Raw genomic sequence first — 16,433 nt, 5'->3', positions numbered from 1 at the left:
GAGGATTGAAACGGAAAGCGTGTCAGCGCCGCTGTCGGGTCTTCGCGTCGAGATACGCGCGATGCGCATCGCCGACGCCGGCGCGCGCGGACACCTGCGGCACCGCGACTTCCCACCATGCGCCGCCGTCCGTGGTCGTGCGCTCGTGCGTCGTGTCGATCACGATGACCTGGCTCGTCTTCGCCGCGCGCGCACGCTTCATTTCGCTGCGCAGTTCGCCGACGTCGCGCACGTGCACGGCTTCGGCGCCCATCGCGCGCGCATGCATCGCGAAGTCGATCGTCGAGCGTTCGCCGCCTTCGGGCACGCAGTCGTCGAGCATGTTGTTGAAGCTCGCACCGCCGCAGTTCAGTTGCAGCCGCTCGATGCAGCCGTAGCCGCGGTTGTCGAGGATCACGACGATGATCTTGCGGCCGAGCATCACGGACGTCGCGAGTTCAGCGTTGAGCATCATGTACGAGCCGTCGCCGACGATCACGATCACTTCGCGCTCGGGCCGCGCGAGCTTCGCGCCGAGGCCGCCCGCGACCTCGTAGCCCATGCACGAGTACGCGTAGTCCATGTGATAGTTGCCCGGCACGCCGCTGCGCCACAGCTTGTGCAGCTCGGCCGGCAGCGTGCCGGCCGCGCACACGACGAGATCGTCGCGCGCGCTGTCGCGTCCCGCGTCGGCCGCGGAGTCGCGCACCGCGCCGATCACTTCCGCGTCGTACGGCAGCGTGTCCTTCGGCACGCGCGTGGTCAGCTCGGTCACGCGCGCGTTCCACGCGGCGGCCTGGTCGCGGTTCGCGGCGGTCCACGCCGCATCCGCCTGCCAGCCCGCGAGCGCGGCCGACAGCTGGCCGAGGCCGGTGCGCGCGTCGGCGATCAATTGCCGGCCGCGTTTCTTGCCCGCGTCGAACGGTTGCACGTTCAGGCTCAGCAGCGTCGCGCTGCCGAACAGCGCGTGCGAGCCGGTCGTGAAGTCCTGCAGACGCGTGCCGACCGCGAACACCACGTCGGCCTGCGCGGCCGCGCGGTTCGCGGCGGGCGAGCCCGTCACGCCGATCGAGCCGAGGTTCAGCGGGTGGTTCCACGCGAGGCTGCCCTTGCCGGCCTGCGATTCGGCGACCGGCACGCCGTGCGTGTCGGCGAACGTGCGCAACGCGTCCCATGCCTGGCTGTACAGCACGCCGCCGCCGGCGACGATCAGCGGCTTCTTCGCGGCCTTCAGCACGTCCAGCGCGTCCGCGAGTTCGAGCGCGTCGGCGGGTGGCCGGCGCATCCGGATCACCGGCGGCGCGAAGAAATCTTCCGGCCAGTCGTACGCGAAGGTCTGCACGTCCTGCGGCAGCGCGAGGCACACGGGCCCGCACTGCGCGGGGTCGGTCATCACCTGGATCGCGCGCGGCAGCGCGACGAGCAGCTGCTCCGGCGACGTGATCCGGTCGAAGTAGCGCGTCACCGGCCGGAAGCAGTCATTCGCGCTGACGTCGCCCTGTTCGAAATCCTCGACCTGCTGCAGCACCGGGTCGGGCAACCGCGACACGAACACGTCGCCGGGCAGCAGCAACAGCGGCAGCCGGCTGACGTGCGCGAGCGCGGCGGAGGTCAGCATGTTGGTCGCGCCGGGGCCGATGCTCGACGTCGCGGCCATCATCCGCTGGCGGAAATTCGCTTTCGCGAACGCGACGGCCGCATTCGCCATGCCTTGCTCGTTGTGCGCGCGGAACGTCGGCAGCCGGTCCTTTTCGGCGTGCAGCGCCTCGCCGAGCCCGGCCACGTTGCCGTGCCCGAAAATCGCGAACACGCCGCCGCAGTACGGCAGGATTTCGGTGCGGCCGTCCGGCTGGACGACTTCGGCGCGCAGGGCGGCCAGGTAGCGCACGAGCGCCTGGCTGACGGTCAGTCTCACGGTGGTGGTCATCGTCTGTCGATCAGGGGGAGTCGGGTGGTCATCACGGACATCTGCATCAGGCTGCCGCCGCGGCGCGCGCGGCGGCACGGCGGCCGAGCCAGGCGTCGACCAGCTGCGCGAAATTGCCGGCCACTTCGTCGATCAGCGCCTGGTCGTCGATCCGGCCGGCGAGCCAGTGCAGCGACGCGTCGGCCCACAGCGTACGGCCGACCATGAAGCCCTTGACGATCGGGTTGGTCGCCGAGCGGAAACTGTCGACGAGATACTGCAACGGCTGGTTCAGCCCGAGGATCACCGCGCCGCGGCAGTACGGATCGCGCTCGGCAACGAGCGTTTCGAGCCGCGCCCAGCCGTCGGCGCTCATCGGCGCGAGCTTCCACCACTCGGGCATCACGCCGAGGTTGTAGAAGCGCGCGACCGTGCGCAGCACCGCGTCGTCCTCGGTGCCGGCCGGCGTGACCGCGCGCGGCGGAATGATTTCCAGCAGCAGCTCGTTGCCGCTCGCGCGCGTGGCTTCCCACAGCTCCAGCACGCGCTGCTCCTGCGCGACGCGCAGGTCGACGTCGTCGTCGGGGTGGTAGTGGACGAGGCACTTCACGACCTGCTCGGTCGGCCAGTGCGTGAGCGACGAGCCGACCGAGCGCGTGTCGTCGAAACACAGCGGCCGCGAGCCGGGCAGTTCCACCGGGCGGCCGACCCACCAGCCGCGGCCGGTGGCCGACGCGAGCGCGTCGCTGCCGTACGCGCCGCCGTCGATCAGCACGCCGACATGGCCTTCGATATGGCGATCGCGCTCGACCTGTTCGGCCGCGCGCACGAGCAGGCGCTTCAGCGTCTTGATCCGCGTCTCGTCCGCGCCGGCCTGCACCGCGAGTTCGTAGAACTGGCTGCGATGGTCGAACGCCATCACGCACAGGTCGTCCCATTCGCGGCGCGGCACCGTCACACGGTGCAGGTGCGCGAGCGTGCGATCGGCGTCCACCCGCGGATTGCGGCTGCCACCGAACCAGTGCGCGAGTTCGGCCGGCGTCGGCATCGCGGCGGAACACGCGTGGCGCGACACGACGATCGCGCCGCACGCGTTCGCGATGCGTGTCGATTCGGCCCAGTCGCGCCCGCGCAGCAGCCCGGACAGCAGGCCGGACAGGAACGCGTCGCCCGCGCCGAGCACGTTCAGCACGTCGACGCGTTCGCCGTGGAAGGTCGGCGCATCCTCGATGCGCGCGGGGATGTCGCCCTCGATCACGCAGCAGCCGAGCGCACCGCGCTTGACCACCAGCGCCGCGCCGCTTGCGCGACGCACGGCCTGCAGCGATGCGATCAGGTCGTGCGGCACGCCGCCCGCGATCAGGAATTCCTCCTCGGTGCCGACCAGCAGGTCGAACTCGCCGAGCACCTGCTGCAACTGGCGCGTGACCTGCGCGTCCGGCACGTAGCGGTTCTCGCCCGCGCCGCGCGCGGTCAGCCCCCACAGCACCGGCCGGTAGTCGATGTCGAGAATGCGCACGACGCCGTGGCGGCGCGCGTAGCCGAGCGCGGTCAGCGATGCTTCGCGCGTGCCCGGCGTCGACAGATGGGTGCCGGTGATCGCGAGCGCGCGGCAACCGGCGATGAAGTCCTCGCGGATTGCGTCGGCGCGCACGGCCATGTCCGCGCAGTTCTCGCGAACGAACAGCAGCGGGAACGTGTCGCGATCCTTCAGACCGAGCAGCACCAGCGCGGTCAGCCGTTCCGGATCCGTCTGCAGCTGGCTCGTGTCGCAGCCTTCGCGCTCGAGCGTCTCGCGCACGAAGCGGCCCATCTGCTCGTCGCCGACGCGCGAGATCATCGCGGTCTTCAGCCCGAGCCGGGCGACGCCGAACGCAACGTTGCCCGACGAGCCGCCGAGATACATCTGGAAGCTGCGCGCGTCTTCCAGGCGGCTGCCGTACTGTTGCGCGTAAAGGTCCACGGCGACGCGGCCGAGGCAGGCGAGATCGATGGGGCGGTCAGTCGGAAAGTTCAACGGGCTCATATCACGTATCACGCTCGCGGCCGGCGTTCGACCTTGCCGGCGGATTGGGGACCGATCCAGCGACGGATCTTCGTCGCATGTCGCGACGCGACGCGAATGCGCGTGCCGCAACGACTCGGGCTACGGAACGGAGTCTAGACTTTTTGGAAATCCAGTTCCCTAGGTGAAATCACGTAGAAATAAATTTCCAAATTTTCGACGAAGTGATCTACAGTTTCATCCGGATGCTTCAGTCCGTTATCGGACTCGGCCCGGCGGCGCGCAACGCGCCGTTTTCCGCCCCCCGGAGATGAGGAGACAGAGTGATCATGAAGACCAAGCTGATGGCCGCCGCGGCCGCCGCGATCCTGGCCATGCCGCTCGCGCATGCCGAGAAGATCGGCGTGACGATGGCATCGTTCGACGACACGTTCCTGACGATCCTGCGCAACAGCATCGGCGACGCGGCGAAGAAGGACGGCGCGACCGTACAGATCGAGGACGGCGGCAACGACGTCGGCAAGCAGTTGAGCCAGGTCCAGAACATGATCGCGCAGAAGGTCGACGCGATCATCGTGAATGCGGTCGACACCGACGCGACGCCGAAGATCACGAAGATGGTGACCGCCGCGAAGATTCCGCTCGTCTACGTGAACCGCAAGCCGGTCGATTTCGACAAGCTGCCGGCCGGCGTCGCGGTGGTCGCATCCGACGAGAAGCAGTCGGGCACGCTGCAGGCGCGCCAGGTGTGCAAGCTGCTCGGCGGCAAGGGTGACATCCTCGTGCTGATGGGCGAGCTGTCCAACGAGTCGGCGCGCGCGCGCACCAAGGACATCGAGGACGTGATCGCGACCAAGGACTGTTCCGGCATGAAGATCGTCGACAAGCGCGAAGGCAAGTGGAGCCGCACGCAGGGCCAGGACATCACGATGAACTGGCTGAGCTCCGGGACGAAGTTCGACGCGATCGTGTCGAACAACGACGAAATGGCGATCGGCGCGATCAACGCGCTGAAGGCCGCGCGCAAGCTGACGCCGAAGACGGTCGTCGCGGGCATCGACGCGACGCCGGACGGGCTCGCGGCGATGAAGAGCGGCGACCTGAAGGTGTCCGTGTACCAGAACGCGGCCGGGCAGGGGGCGCAGGCCGTCGCGACCGCGCTGAAGCTCGCGAAGAAGCAGCCGGTCGACCGCTACGTGAACGTGCCGTTCGAGCTGGTCACGCCGGAGAACATGAACCAGTACGCGAAGCACTGACCGGTTTTTCCGCTGAACTGCGCGAGCCCGGCGCGTCCGGGTTCGCGTGTGACTTTCGAGGAACGTCCATGTTTACAGCCAGGATGGCGCGCTCGATGGCCAGCGAAAGCGCGCCGGCCGCCTCGTTCGCCGCGTCGGGTTCGTCCGGTGCGCCCGTCGACGATTGCCTGCTCGAGGTGCGCGGCGTCGGCAAGTCGTTTCCCGGCGTCGTCGCGCTCGACGGCGTGCAGTTCCGCGTGCGCCGCGGCACCGTGCATGCGCTGATGGGCGAGAACGGCGCCGGCAAGTCGACGCTGATGAAGATCATCGCCGGCGTCTACACGCCCGACCAGGGCGAGATCCTGATCAACGGCGAGCCGGTCGTGCTGAGCGGTCCGCTCGACGCGCTCGATCGCGGGATCGCGATGATCCATCAGGAACTCAACCTGATGCCGTACATGACGGTCGCGGAGAACATCTGGATCCGCCGCGAACCGAAGAACCGCTTCGGCCTGATCGATCACGCCGAGCTGCGCCGCCGCACCGCCGCGCTGTTCGAGCGGCTGTCGATCGACATCGATCCCGAAGCCGACGTGCGCACGCTGACGGTCGCGAGCCGCCAGATGGTCGAGATCGCGAAGGCGGTGTCGTTCGACTCGGACGTGCTGATCATGGACGAGCCGACCTCCGCGCTGACCGACAAGGAGGTCACGCACCTGTTCCGGATCATTCGCCAGCTGCGCGAGCAGGGCAAGGGCATCGTCTACATCACGCACAAGATGAACGAGCTGTTCGAGATCGCCGACGAGTTCTCGGTGTTCCGCGACGGCAAGTACATCGGCACGCATGCGTCGACCGACGTCACGCGCGACGACATCATCCGGATGATGGTCGGCCGCGAGATCACGCAGATGTTCCCGAAGGAGGAGGTGCCGATCGGCGACGTCGTGCTGGCCGTGAAGAACCTCGGCGTCGACGGCGTGTTCCGCGACGTCAGCTTCGAGCTGCGCGCAGGCGAGATCCTCGGCGTCGCGGGCCTCGTCGGCTCGGGGCGCTCGAACGTCGCGGAGGCGCTGTTCGGCGTCGTGCCGGCGACCTCGGGCGAGATCCGGATCGACGGCAAGCCGGTGCGAATTTCCACGCCCGCGCAGGCGATGAAGCACGGGATGGCGTTCCTCACCGAGGACCGCAAGGACACCGGCTGCTTCCTGAATCTCGACCTGCTCGCGAACATGGAAGCGGCGGTGCTCAGCAACCGCTACGTGAAGTTCAATTTCGTGCGGCAGGCGCAGTTGAAGCGCGATTGCGAGGAAATGAGCCGGATGCTGCGCGTGAAGACGCCGGGGCTGCACGAGGAAATCCAGAACCTGTCGGGCGGCAACCAGCAGAAGGTGCTGATCGGCAGATGGTTGCTGACGCAACCGCGCATCCTGATCCTCGACGAGCCGACGCGCGGGATCGACGTCGGCGCGAAGGCCGAGATCCACCGGCTCGTCAGCGCGCTCGCCGCCAAGGGCGTCGCGGTTCTGATGATCTCGTCGGAAATGCCGGAAGTGCTCGGCATGAGCGACCGCGTGATGGTGATGCACGAAGGCCGGATGACCGGCATCGTCGAGCGCAAGGACGCCGACCAGGTCCGCATCATGGACCTGGCCTCGCGCTGAGCCGCAACAAGCATGGAGACAACTGAAATGGGCAACCTGAATCCGGTCGCGGACGCACAGTCCATGACGATCAAGACGCGGCACGCGAAGTGGCCGCCCGAACTGAGCATCTTCCTCGTGCTGGTGGGCATCAGCCTGTTCTTCGAGGTGATCGGCTGGCTCGTCGTCGGCCAGAGCTTCCTGTTCAACGCGGAGCGGCTCGAGATCATCGTGTTGCAGATGGCCGTGATCGGCATCATCGCGGTCGGCGTGAACCTCGTGATCATCACCAGCGGGATCGACCTGTCGTCGGGGTCGGTCGTCGCGGCGGCGGCCGTCGTGTCGGCCAGCCTCGCACAGGTATCCGATTTTCCGCGCGCGGTGTTCCCGCACCTGACCGACCTGCCGGTCATCTGGCCGGTGCTGGCCGGCGTGTGCGTCGGCCTGCTGGTCGGCCTCCTGAACGGCTCGCTGATCGCGCTGACGGGGATCCCGCCGTTCATCGCGACGCTCGGCACGATGGTTGCCGCGCGCGGCTTCGCGAAATGGTTCACCAACGGGATGCCGGTGTCGATGCTGACCGACCAGTTCGCGGCGATTGGCGCGGGCGCGAACCCGGTGATCATCTTCGTCGTGGTGGCGGCGATCTTCCACGTCGTGCTGCGCTACACGCGCTTCGGCAAGTACACGTACGCGATCGGCGCGAACCGCCACGCGGCCGTCGTGTCGGGCATCAACGTGACGCGCCACCTGGTGTTCGTCTATGCGATCGCGGGCTTGCTGAGCGGAATCGCGGGCACCGTGACGGCCGCGCGTGCGATCTCCGGCCAGTCGGGCATGGGCGTGATGTACGAGCTCGACGCGATCGCGGCCGTCGTGATCGGCGGCACGTCGCTGTCGGGCGGTCTCGGGCGCGTGACGGGCACCGTGATCGGCGTGCTGATCCTCGGCGTGATGACGTCGGGCTTCACGTTCATCCGGATCGACGCGTATTACCAGGAAATGGTCAAGGGCGCGATCATCGTCGCGGCCGTGATCGCCGACCAGTATCGCAACAAGAAGTCGCGGCGCTGATTCGCCACGTCCGAATGTTCAACCTTCCGGGAAGAAGATGAAGATCGCTCTGGATCCCTACATGATTCGCCACCTGCCGCTCGACCGGCTGCCGCATGCCGTCGCCGATCTCGGCTACGACCAGATCGAGCTGTCGCCGCGCAGCGACTTTCTCGACTGGTGGGTGATGCCGCGCGCGACGCGCGAGCGCATGGCCGCGTTCCGGCACGCGTTGCGCGCAAGCGGCGTGGGCCTCGCGTCGCTGCAGCCGATGTATCGCTGGGCCAGCCCGTTCGACGACGAGCGGCAGTGGGCCGTGCGCTGCTGGAAGAAGGCGATCGAGGTCGCGCTCGAGATGGAATGCCCGCTGATGGTGTCCGAATTCGGGCGCGGCGCGTCGCCGGAGCGCTCGGTCGGCGAACGGCCGGGCGCGAACCCGAAGGAGCTGTGCGAAGCCGCGTGGTTCCGTTCGATGGACGAGCTGCTGCCGATCCTCGAGCGCGAACGCATCGTGCTGTCGGTCGAGCCGCATCCGGAGGACTGGATCGAGCAGCTGCAGCCGGCGATCGACGTCGTCACGAACATCGGCTCGCCGTCGCTGAAACTGTCGTACATCGCGCCGCACACGTTCTACTACGGCGACGACATGGCGGCGATGATCGCGGCCGCCGCGCCGATCCTCGCGCACGTGCGCGTGGCCGACACCTTCGATCACCGCAAGAGCAGCCAGCTACGCTACATCGTGAACCCGCCGGGCTCGAACCAGATCCGCGTGCACCAGCATCTCGACATCGGGCAGGGCGAGATCGACTGGGACGTGTTTTTCCGCGCACTCGGCAGCGTCGGCTTCGACGGCGTGATGTCGTCGTGCGTGTTCGCGTGGGAGGACCGCGCCGAAGCATCGTCGCGCTACATGCGCGACACGATCCAGCGCTACGTCGAGCGCCATTTCGATCGGGCGACCGCGCGCTGACCCGCCTGGAACCATTGCTGACCGGCGCGGCACGGGCCGTGCCGTTGATGAACGACAGACTGGAGATATCCGGATGACCTTGCAAATCGGCGTGATCGGCTGCGGCGCGATCGGCCAGGACCATATCCGCAGGCTCACACGCACGCTGTCCGGCGCGCGCGTGGTGGCCGTCAACGACATCGATCCGCAGCAGGCGCGCGACGCGGTGACGAAGTACGGGCTCGACGCGGAAATCCACGGCGACGGTCACGAGGTGGTCGCGGCCGCCGACGTGCAGGCCGTGCTCGTCACGTCGTGGGGGCCGACGCACGAAGCGTTCGTGCTCGACGCGATCGCGCACGGCAAGCCGGTGTTCTGCGAGAAGCCGCTCGCGGTGACGGCCGACGGCTGCATGCGCATCGTCGAGGCCGAGGTCGCGCACGGCAAGCGGCTCGTGCAGGTCGGCTTCATGCGGCCGTACGACGAAGGCTATCGCGCGCTGAAGCGCGTGATCGACGGCGGCGAGATCGGCGCGCCGCTGATGCTGCATTGCGCGCACCGCAACCAGTCGGTCGGCGAGCGCTATACGACTGACATGGCGATCACCGACACGCTGATCCACGAACTCGACGTACTGCGCTGGCTGCTCGGCGAGGACTACACGAGCGCGCAGGTCGTCTACCCGAAGAAGACGCGTCATGCGAGCGCGCATCTCGCCGATCCGCAAATCGTGCTGCTCGAAACCGCGAGCGGCGTGCGCATCGACGTCGAGATCTTCGTCAACTGCCAGTACGGCTATGACATCCAGTGCGAGGTGGTCGGCGAGAACGGCATCGCGAAGCTGCCCGATCCGCCCGCGGTCGGGCTCAAGCATGCGGCGCGGCAGTCGGTCGAGATCATGACCGACTGGAAAGAGCGCTTCATCGCGTCGTACGACGTCGAGCTTCAGGCGTTCATCGACGGCGTGCGGCAGAGGGCGCTGACCGGCCCGTCCGCATGGGACGGCTATGCGGCGGCGGTCGCGGCCGATGCGTGTGTGCGCGCGCAGCAGAGCGGGGCGGTCGAGCCGATCGCGATGGCCGAACGTCCGGCGTTTTATCGCGGCTGAACCGGCTGAACCGGCTGAACAAGCTGATACCGGGCCGCGTGTTCATGCGGCCACGCTCGCGGCCGCGCGCCGCTTTCCTGATGAACCGACCGACATGACGATGAAGATTGGCTGCGCGCCCTGCTGCTGGGGCGTCGACGATGTGAAGAACCCGCACCTGCCGCCGTGGCGGCGCGTGCTCGCCGAGGCTGCGGAGGCCGGCTATTCGGGCATCGAGCTCGGCCCGTACGGCTACATCCCGCTCGAGCTCGACGTGGTGAGCGCCGAGCTCGAACGGCAGCGCTTGAGTATCACCGCCGGCACGATCTTCGACGACCTGGTGTCGCCGGAGAACCTGCCGAACCTGCTGCGCCAGACGCGCGAGATTTGCGCGCTGATCTCGCGCTTGCCGAAGCTGCCGACGCAGCCGGGTCAGCGCCATGCGGCACCGTACCTGGTCGTGATGGACTGGGGGCACGACGAACGCGACTACGCGGCCGGCCATGCCGATCGTGCGCCGCGCCTGTCCGACGAACGCTGGGCGCGCATGGTCGACCACATTCGCGAGATCGCGACGATCGCGCGCGACGAATTCGGCGTGCGCGCGGTGATTCATCCGCATGCGGGCGGCTACATCGAGTTCGCGGACGAGATCGACCGTATCGTCGCCGACATCGCCGCCGATACGGCGGGCCTCTGTCTCGACACCGGGCACCTGTACTACTCGGGGATGGATCCCGAGACGTGGCTGCGCCGTCACGCGGCGCGGCTCGACTACGTGCATTTCAAGGATATCGACGCGGCCGTGTACCACGCGGTGATGGGCGAACACATCGCATTCTTCGCGGCGTGTGCGCGCGGCGTGATGTGCCCGATCGGCAACGGCGTGCTCGACTACCGCGCGATCCGTCGCGCGCTCGACGACATCGGCTATGCGGGCTACATCACGATCGAACAGGAGCGCGATCCGCGCAATGCCGGCACGAGCCTGCGCGACGTCGCGGCGAGCCGCGCGTTCCTCGCGTCGGCCGGATTCGCGTAATCGGCCGTCGGCCCGACATTCTGAACACTGAACACGGACAGGAACACGACAATCATGATCGACGGACAGATTCTGCTCGGACATTCGATTCCCTGGGGCATGGTCGGCGGCGGGCTCGGCAGCCAGATCGGCTACAGCCACCGGTCGGCCGCGTTGCGCGACGGCAGTTTCAGGCTGGTCGCAGGCACATTCGACATCGATGCCGAGCGCGGCCGGCAGTTCGGCGTGAAGCTCGGCGTCGACGCCGAGCGCTGCTATTCCGACTACCGGACGATGTTCGAGGCCGAGGCGAAGCGCGCCGACGGCATTCGCGCGGTGTCCATCGCGACACCGAACAATACGCACTTCGAAATTTGCCGCGCGGCGCTGAACGCGGGGCTGCACGTCGTGTGCGAGAAACCGCTGTGCTTCACGACCGAGGAGGCCGAGACGCTGCAGCGGCTGTCGGTCGAGAAGAACCGCATCGTCGGCGTCGCGTACGGTTATTCAGGTCACCAGATGATCGAGCAGGCGCGCGAGATGATCGCGCGCGGCGATCTGGGTGAGATCCGCATCGTGCAGATGCAGTTCGCGCACGGCTTCCACAGCGAGGGCGTCGAGGCCGCGAGCGCGGCCGCCCGCTGGCGCGTCGACCCGAAATTCGCGGGCCCGAGCTACGTGCTCGGCGACATCGGCACGCATCCGCTGTACATCTCGGAAGTGATGGCGCCCGAGCTGAAGATCCGCCGTCTGATGTGCTCGCGGCAAAGCTTCGTGAAGAGTCGCGCGCCGCTCGAGGACAACGCGTTCACGATCATGGAATACGACACGGGCGCGATCGGCTACGTCTGGTCGAGCGCGGTGAACGCGGGCTCGATGCACGGGCAGAAGGTGCGCGTGATCGGCTCGAGGGCGAGCGTCGAATGGTGGGACGAGCATCCGAACCAGTTGCGCTACGAAATCCAGGGGCAACCCGCGCAGGTGCTCGATCGCGGAATGGGCTATCTGCATCCGCACGCCTTGCGCGAGGACCGCATCGGCGCCGGGCATCCGGAAGGGCTGTTCGAAGCGTGGTCGAACCTGTATGCGCGCTTCGCGCTCGCGATGGATGCGGCCGACCGCGGCGACGCGCAGGCATTGAAGCAAATCCGCTTTCCGGACGTCCACGCGGGCGTCGAAGGCGTGCGCTGGGTCGAGAACTGCGTGCGGTCCGCCGATGCGGGCGGCGTGTGGGTCGACTATCGTTGAGCCATGGACGGCCGATGCGCGTCATCGGCCAGCGGCGGCGGGTGTCGGCGTCCGCGTCGGTAGACGCCCTAATCTTTACGGCACGGCGAGCGCGTTGGAAAATCGTTTCCATTACCGCCGTGGAGCGTGTGCAGGTGATGATCGAGCGCGTGGGAGCGAGCGTGCGGCGCGGTCCGTGCCGCAAACGTGATTAAATTCGCCCTTCATGCATGTGTACAGGTGAGTCCCGGGCGGCGTGCGTCGGTATCGCGCGCGCATCGGGGCCGTCAACTTCGCGCTATCCGATGAGTTCATCCGAGAAACCTCCCGCCACCGTCGAGCAGTTCCTGCAGCATCTGACGCAGGAGTACGACGGCCTCAGCAATCGCCTGAAGGTGATCGCGCGTCACGTGGAAACGCATCGGGACCAGCTTGGCCTGGAAGGCATCCAGTCGCTCGCGGAGGCGTGCGGGGTCCAGCCGTCGGCCGTCGTGCGGTTCGCGAAGCATTTCGGCTTTTCCGGCTTCTCCGAGATGCAGCGATTGTTCCGCGAGGGCCTGGCCCAGCAGATCGCGCCGGGCCGCGCGTACAACCTGCGATTGCGCGACGTGATCGAATCGGGCTCGTCGAGCCTGCAACCCGAGCAGATTGCCGACGAATTCATCAAGGGCAGCATTGCCGGGATGCAGCAGTTGCGGCAGACGCTCGACCCGCAGGCGCTCGCGCAGGCCGTCGACCTGCTCGCCGACACGCAGGCGATCTGGATCGCCGGCTCGCGCCGCGCGTTTCCGATCGCCGTCTATCTCGACTACGCGCTGCAGCACACCGACAAGCGCATCGGCCTGTTCAGCGCGCTCGGCAGCATGCATCTCGGGCAGATCCGGTCGGTGCGCGAGGGCGACGTGATGATCGTGATCTCGTTCATGCCGTATGCGGACGAGACGGTGCAGGTCGCGCAACAGGCCGTGCAGCGCGGCGCGCGCCTGATCGCGATCACCGACAGCCGGATGAGCCCGCTGGCGCGGGAGGCCGAGGTGACGCTGATGGTGCAGGACAGCGCGACGTTCGGGTTCCGTGCGCTGACCGCGACGATGGGCCTCGCGCAGAGCCTGTTCGTGGCGCTCGCCTATCGGCTCGAGCTGTCGTACCTGCCGACCGCCGACGGCGGCCACGACACGAAGGCCGGCTGACGCCGGCCTTGCGCATGCGTGCCGCCCGCGGGCACATCCGGCGGGCGGCATGCGCATCGCGCTTACTTCGCGGTCGGCATCGCGAATTCCGCGCCCTTGCCGATGCTCGACGCCCAGCGCTGCATCACCGACTTCTGGCGCGTGTAGAAGCGCACGCCTTCCTCGCCGTATGCATGCATGTCGCCGAACAGGCTCTTCTTCCAGCCGCCGAAGCCGTGCCATGCCATCGGCACCGGGATCGGCACGTTGATGCCGACCATGCCGACCTGGATGCGCCGCGCGAATTCGCGCGCGATGCCGCCGTCGCTCGTGAAGCACGACACGCCGTTGCCGAACTCGTGCGCGTTGATCAGGTCGACCGCTTCGCCGAAGTCCTTCACGCGCACGCAGCCGAGCACGGGCCCGAAGATTTCTTCCTTGTAGATGCGCATGTCGGGCGTCACATGATCGAACAGCGTCCCGCCGGTGAAGAAGCCTGCCTCGCGGCCCGGCACGCGCAGCCCGCGCCCGTCGACCACCAGCTGCGCGCCTTCGCTGACGCCTTGCTCGATATAGCCTTCGATACGCTTGAGCGCTTCGCCGGTGACGATCGGGCCCATCTCGACTTCCGGCGACATCCCGTCGCCGATCACCAGCTTGCGCGCGCGCTCGGCGACCGCCGGCACGATCTTGTCGGCCACGTCGCCGACCAGCACCGCGACGCTGATCGCCATGCAGCGTTCGCCCGCCGAGCCGTACGCGGCGCCGATCAGCGCGTCGACCGCCTGCTCGATGTTCGCGTCGGGCATCACGACGAGGTGGTTCTTCGCGCCGCCGAGCGCCTGCACGCGCTTGCCCGACTGCACCGCGCGCTGCTGCACGTAGGCCGCGATCGGCGTCGAGCCGACGAAGCTGACGGCCTGCACGTCCGGATGGTCGAGCAGCGCGTCGACCGCGCCCTTGTCGCCCTGCACGACGTTGAACACGCCGGCGGGCAGGCCGGCTTGCGTGAGCAGGTCGGCCATGAACAGCGCCGCCGACGGGTCGCGTTCGCTCGGCTTCAGCACGAACGTGTTGCCCGTCGCGAGCGCGACCGGGAACATCCAGCACGGCACCATGCACGGGAAGTTGAACGGCGTGATCCCGGCGACGACGCCGAGCGGCTGGCGCATCGTCCAGTTGTCGATGCCGGTGCTGACCTGATCGGTGAAGTCGCCCTTCAGCAGTTGCGGCACGCCGCATGCGAATTCGATGATGTCGATGCCGCGCGCGACTTCGCCCTGCGCGTCGGAGAACACCTTGCCGTGCTCGGCCGTGATGATCGCCGCGAGCGCGTCGCGGTGTTCGTTCATCAGCTGCAGGAAGCGGTGCAGCACGCGTGCGCGGCGGATCGGCGGCGTGGCGGCCCAGGCCGGGAATGCGGCGTGGGCGGATGCGACGGCCTGCTGCACCTCGTCGTCGCCGGCGAGCGCGACGCGGCGCACCGCGCGGCCGAGCGCCGGATTGAGGACGTCCTGGAAGCGGCCGCTGCGGCCGGCAACGGGCGCGCCGTCGACATAGTGGCCGACGTCGGCGTCGGACGTGTAGGCGGGAACCGGGTTCATCGTGTCTCCTGAGATGGGGGTGGACGGAACCTAGTCTAGGCAAAGCGGCGGGGTGGGAGAAGGCCACGCAGCTTGATTCACTGTTCAGAATTCTGAATAATCCGCGAATGAATCAGCAAAATGTCCAGGCGCTCTGGCCGCACATCCATTCGCTGACGGTGCTGGCGGCGGCAGGCAGTTTCACCGCCGCCGCGCAGCGGCTCGGCATCAGCAAGGCCGCGATGAGCCAGCGCATCGCCGATCTCGAGAAGGCGGCCGGCGTGCCGCTGGTGCGGCGCACGACGCGCAGCGTGCGGCTCACCGACGCGGGGCAGACGCTGGTCGACAGCACGCGCGACGCATTCGAATCGATCGGCCAGCACTTCGCGCGCGTGAAGGACCTGGCCGGCGAGCCGCGCGGGCTGCTGCGCGTGACGGCGCCCGTCGCGCTCGGGCGCCAGCAGGTCGTGCCGCACTTGCCCGATTTCCTGCGGCAGCATCCGGGCGTGCATATCGAACTCGACCTGTCCGACCGGCTGCATTCGCTGACGCAGGAGGGTTTCGACCTCGCGATCCGCCATACGACGACCGCGCCGCAAACCCACGTCGCGTGGAAGCTGTGCGACACGCGCTCGCTACTGGTCGCGAGCCGGGACTACCTCGACGCGCGCGGCACGCCGCGCCACCCGAGCGAGCTCGTCGACCACAGCTGCCTGTGCTACCTGCGCGACAACGAACCGGCGGCGTGGAGCTTCGAGCCGGACGGCCGCCGGCGCCAGCGCGTGAGCGTGCCCGTGCGCGGCAGCTTCGCGGCGAACAACAGCGAGGCGATGCGCGAGGCCGCGCTCGGCGGGCTCGGCATCGCGCTGCTGCCGGATTTCAGCGCGCGGCGCGATCTCGACGCCGGCCGGCTCGTCGCGCTGCTCGACGGCTGGCGACCGTCGGGCGCGTTCGGCGAGCACATCTTCGCGATCCGGCCGTACAGCCCGGTCGTGCCGAGCGCGGTGCGCGCGCTCGTGAGGCACCTGCGCGAGCGGCTCGCGGGCGGTTTCACGGGCGCCTGACGGGCGAGGGCGGGCGCGCCGCGTCGTATGGTCGGGCTCCGGCCGCGCGGGCAGGGGTGGCCGCGCTGCGGTAAAATCGCCGCTTCCTCCCGCGCCCGTGTGGCGCGTCATTCGAAGGTCGACAGCCGATGCAGATTCACAAGGAAGTGGATGCGCGCGGGCTCAATTGCCCGTTGCCGATCCTGCGCGCCAAGAAAGCGCTCGCCGATATGGAGAGCGGGCAGATCCTCAAGGTGCTCGCGACCGATCCGGGCTCGCAGCGCGATTTCGCCGCGTTCGCGAAGCAGACGGGCAACGAGATCGTCGAAGTGACGACCCAGGACAAGACGTTCGTGTTCCTGATGCGCCGCCGCTGACGGCCCGCATCACGCGCCGCTTGCGGCAACCGCACGGACAGCGCCCGTTGCGGTCCGGCCGCGCCTCTGACACCTCTGACAATTCTTAAACCTCGTCGCACGGTCGGCTGCGTATACTGACCCGGCCGGTCGTCCGTCTCGGATGGATGCGCC

At 68.1% G+C, this 16,433-nt stretch carries 13 protein-coding genes; 10 read left to right on the top strand and 3 right to left on the bottom strand.

The features are described from left to right. Positions 1 to 22: 22 nt before the first annotated feature. The gene (gene iolD, locus ACV22V_RS25105) at positions 23 to 1,906 is read right to left on the bottom strand and encodes a 3D-(3,5/4)-trihydroxycyclohexane-1,2-dione acylhydrolase (decyclizing) (protein WP_448015806.1); all 1,884 of its coding nucleotides are present in this window, start codon (positions 1,904 to 1,906) and stop codon (positions 23 to 25) included. A gap of 46 nt (positions 1,907 to 1,952) precedes the next feature. After that, a complete protein-coding gene (locus ACV22V_RS25100) occupies positions 1,953 to 3,911 on the bottom strand; it encodes a bifunctional 5-dehydro-2-deoxygluconokinase/5-dehydro-2-deoxyphosphogluconate aldolase (protein WP_059524098.1) in 1,959 nt (652 codons plus the stop codon). 308 nt (positions 3,912 to 4,219) lie between these two features. Here ACV22V_RS25100 and ACV22V_RS25095 point away from each other — a divergent pair, with 308 nt between their 5' ends. The 8 genes from ACV22V_RS25095 (at position 4,220) to ACV22V_RS25060 (ending at position 13,298) form a co-directional block, all read left to right on the top strand. Beyond that, on the top strand, positions 4,220 to 5,146 hold the full coding sequence (locus tag ACV22V_RS25095; protein WP_059690890.1) for a sugar ABC transporter substrate-binding protein: 927 nt from the start codon (positions 4,220 to 4,222) through the stop codon (positions 5,144 to 5,146). Positions 5,147 to 5,214: 68 nt separating this feature from the next. Further along, the gene (locus ACV22V_RS25090; protein WP_059697793.1) at positions 5,215 to 6,789 is read left to right on the top strand and encodes a sugar ABC transporter ATP-binding protein; all 1,575 of its coding nucleotides are present in this window, start codon (positions 5,215 to 5,217) and stop codon (positions 6,787 to 6,789) included. 27 nt (positions 6,790 to 6,816) lie between these two features. After that, entirely contained in the window at positions 6,817 to 7,842 is a 1,026-nt protein-coding gene (locus ACV22V_RS25085; protein ID WP_040143986.1) for an ABC transporter permease, read from the top strand. A 37-nt stretch (positions 7,843 to 7,879) separates the two neighbouring features. Next, a complete protein-coding gene (locus ACV22V_RS25080) occupies positions 7,880 to 8,794 on the top strand; it encodes a sugar phosphate isomerase/epimerase family protein (protein ID WP_448015805.1) in 915 nt (304 codons plus the stop codon). A gap of 73 nt (positions 8,795 to 8,867) precedes the next feature. Further along, positions 8,868 to 9,881: a Gfo/Idh/MocA family protein gene (locus ACV22V_RS25075; protein ID WP_448015804.1), complete on the top strand. Its 1,014-nt coding sequence runs from the start codon at positions 8,868 to 8,870 to the stop codon at positions 9,879 to 9,881. A 94-nt stretch (positions 9,882 to 9,975) separates the two neighbouring features. Further along, positions 9,976 to 10,902, top strand: coding sequence for a TIM barrel protein (locus ACV22V_RS25070; RefSeq protein ID WP_059690894.1), 927 nt, complete (start codon positions 9,976 to 9,978; stop codon positions 10,900 to 10,902). 54 nt (positions 10,903 to 10,956) lie between these two features. Further along, positions 10,957 to 12,129, top strand: coding sequence for a Gfo/Idh/MocA family protein (locus tag ACV22V_RS25065; RefSeq protein ID WP_448015803.1), 1,173 nt, complete (start codon positions 10,957 to 10,959; stop codon positions 12,127 to 12,129). A 284-nt stretch (positions 12,130 to 12,413) separates the two neighbouring features. Further along, positions 12,414 to 13,298: a MurR/RpiR family transcriptional regulator gene (locus ACV22V_RS25060; RefSeq protein ID WP_059524114.1), complete on the top strand. Its 885-nt coding sequence runs from the start codon at positions 12,414 to 12,416 to the stop codon at positions 13,296 to 13,298. A gap of 62 nt (positions 13,299 to 13,360) precedes the next feature. Here the strand turns inward: ACV22V_RS25060 and ACV22V_RS25055 are convergent, their stop codons facing one another. Then, entirely contained in the window at positions 13,361 to 14,881 is a 1,521-nt protein-coding gene (locus ACV22V_RS25055) for a CoA-acylating methylmalonate-semialdehyde dehydrogenase (RefSeq protein ID WP_059697791.1), read from the bottom strand. A 107-nt stretch (positions 14,882 to 14,988) separates the two neighbouring features. On the opposite strand from ACV22V_RS25055, the gene ACV22V_RS25050 reads away from it, so the two are divergent. Next, positions 14,989 to 15,924 (top strand): LysR family transcriptional regulator, encoded by a 936-nt coding sequence (locus ACV22V_RS25050; protein WP_059817991.1) that lies wholly within the window; start codon positions 14,989 to 14,991, stop codon positions 15,922 to 15,924. Between the two features lie 128 nt (positions 15,925 to 16,052). Continuing rightward, on the top strand, positions 16,053 to 16,280 hold the full coding sequence (locus ACV22V_RS25045; protein WP_006753156.1) for a sulfurtransferase TusA family protein: 228 nt from the start codon (positions 16,053 to 16,055) through the stop codon (positions 16,278 to 16,280). The last annotated feature ends 153 nt before the right edge of the window (positions 16,281 to 16,433 follow it).

The organism is Burkholderia sp. AW33-5 (genome assembly GCF_053427615.1).
This window is presented reverse-complemented; position numbering and strand designations above follow the sequence as displayed.

Coding starts and splice junctions, on each gene's coding strand:
- ACV22V_RS25060 (WP_059524114.1), top strand. CDS start 12,414: ATGAGTTCATCCGAGAAACCTCCCGCCACCGTCGAGCAGTTCCTGCAG.
- ACV22V_RS25055 (WP_059697791.1), bottom strand. CDS start 14,881: ATGAACCCGGTTCCCGCCTACACGTCCGACGCCGACGTCGGCCACTAT.
- ACV22V_RS25050 (WP_059817991.1), top strand. CDS start 14,989: ATGAATCAGCAAAATGTCCAGGCGCTCTGGCCGCACATCCATTCGCTG.
- ACV22V_RS25085 (WP_040143986.1), top strand. CDS start 6,817: ATGGGCAACCTGAATCCGGTCGCGGACGCACAGTCCATGACGATCAAG.
- ACV22V_RS25080 (WP_448015805.1), top strand. CDS start 7,880: ATGAAGATCGCTCTGGATCCCTACATGATTCGCCACCTGCCGCTCGAC.
- ACV22V_RS25090 (WP_059697793.1), top strand. CDS start 5,215: ATGTTTACAGCCAGGATGGCGCGCTCGATGGCCAGCGAAAGCGCGCCG.
- iolD (WP_448015806.1), bottom strand. CDS start 1,906: ATGACCACCACCGTGAGACTGACCGTCAGCCAGGCGCTCGTGCGCTAC.
- ACV22V_RS25100 (WP_059524098.1), bottom strand. CDS start 3,911: ATGAGCCCGTTGAACTTTCCGACTGACCGCCCCATCGATCTCGCCTGC.
- ACV22V_RS25075 (WP_448015804.1), top strand. CDS start 8,868: ATGACCTTGCAAATCGGCGTGATCGGCTGCGGCGCGATCGGCCAGGAC.
- ACV22V_RS25065 (WP_448015803.1), top strand. CDS start 10,957: ATGATCGACGGACAGATTCTGCTCGGACATTCGATTCCCTGGGGCATG.
- ACV22V_RS25045 (WP_006753156.1), top strand. CDS start 16,053: ATGCAGATTCACAAGGAAGTGGATGCGCGCGGGCTCAATTGCCCGTTG.
- ACV22V_RS25070 (WP_059690894.1), top strand. CDS start 9,976: ATGACGATGAAGATTGGCTGCGCGCCCTGCTGCTGGGGCGTCGACGAT.
- ACV22V_RS25095 (WP_059690890.1), top strand. CDS start 4,220: ATGAAGACCAAGCTGATGGCCGCCGCGGCCGCCGCGATCCTGGCCATG.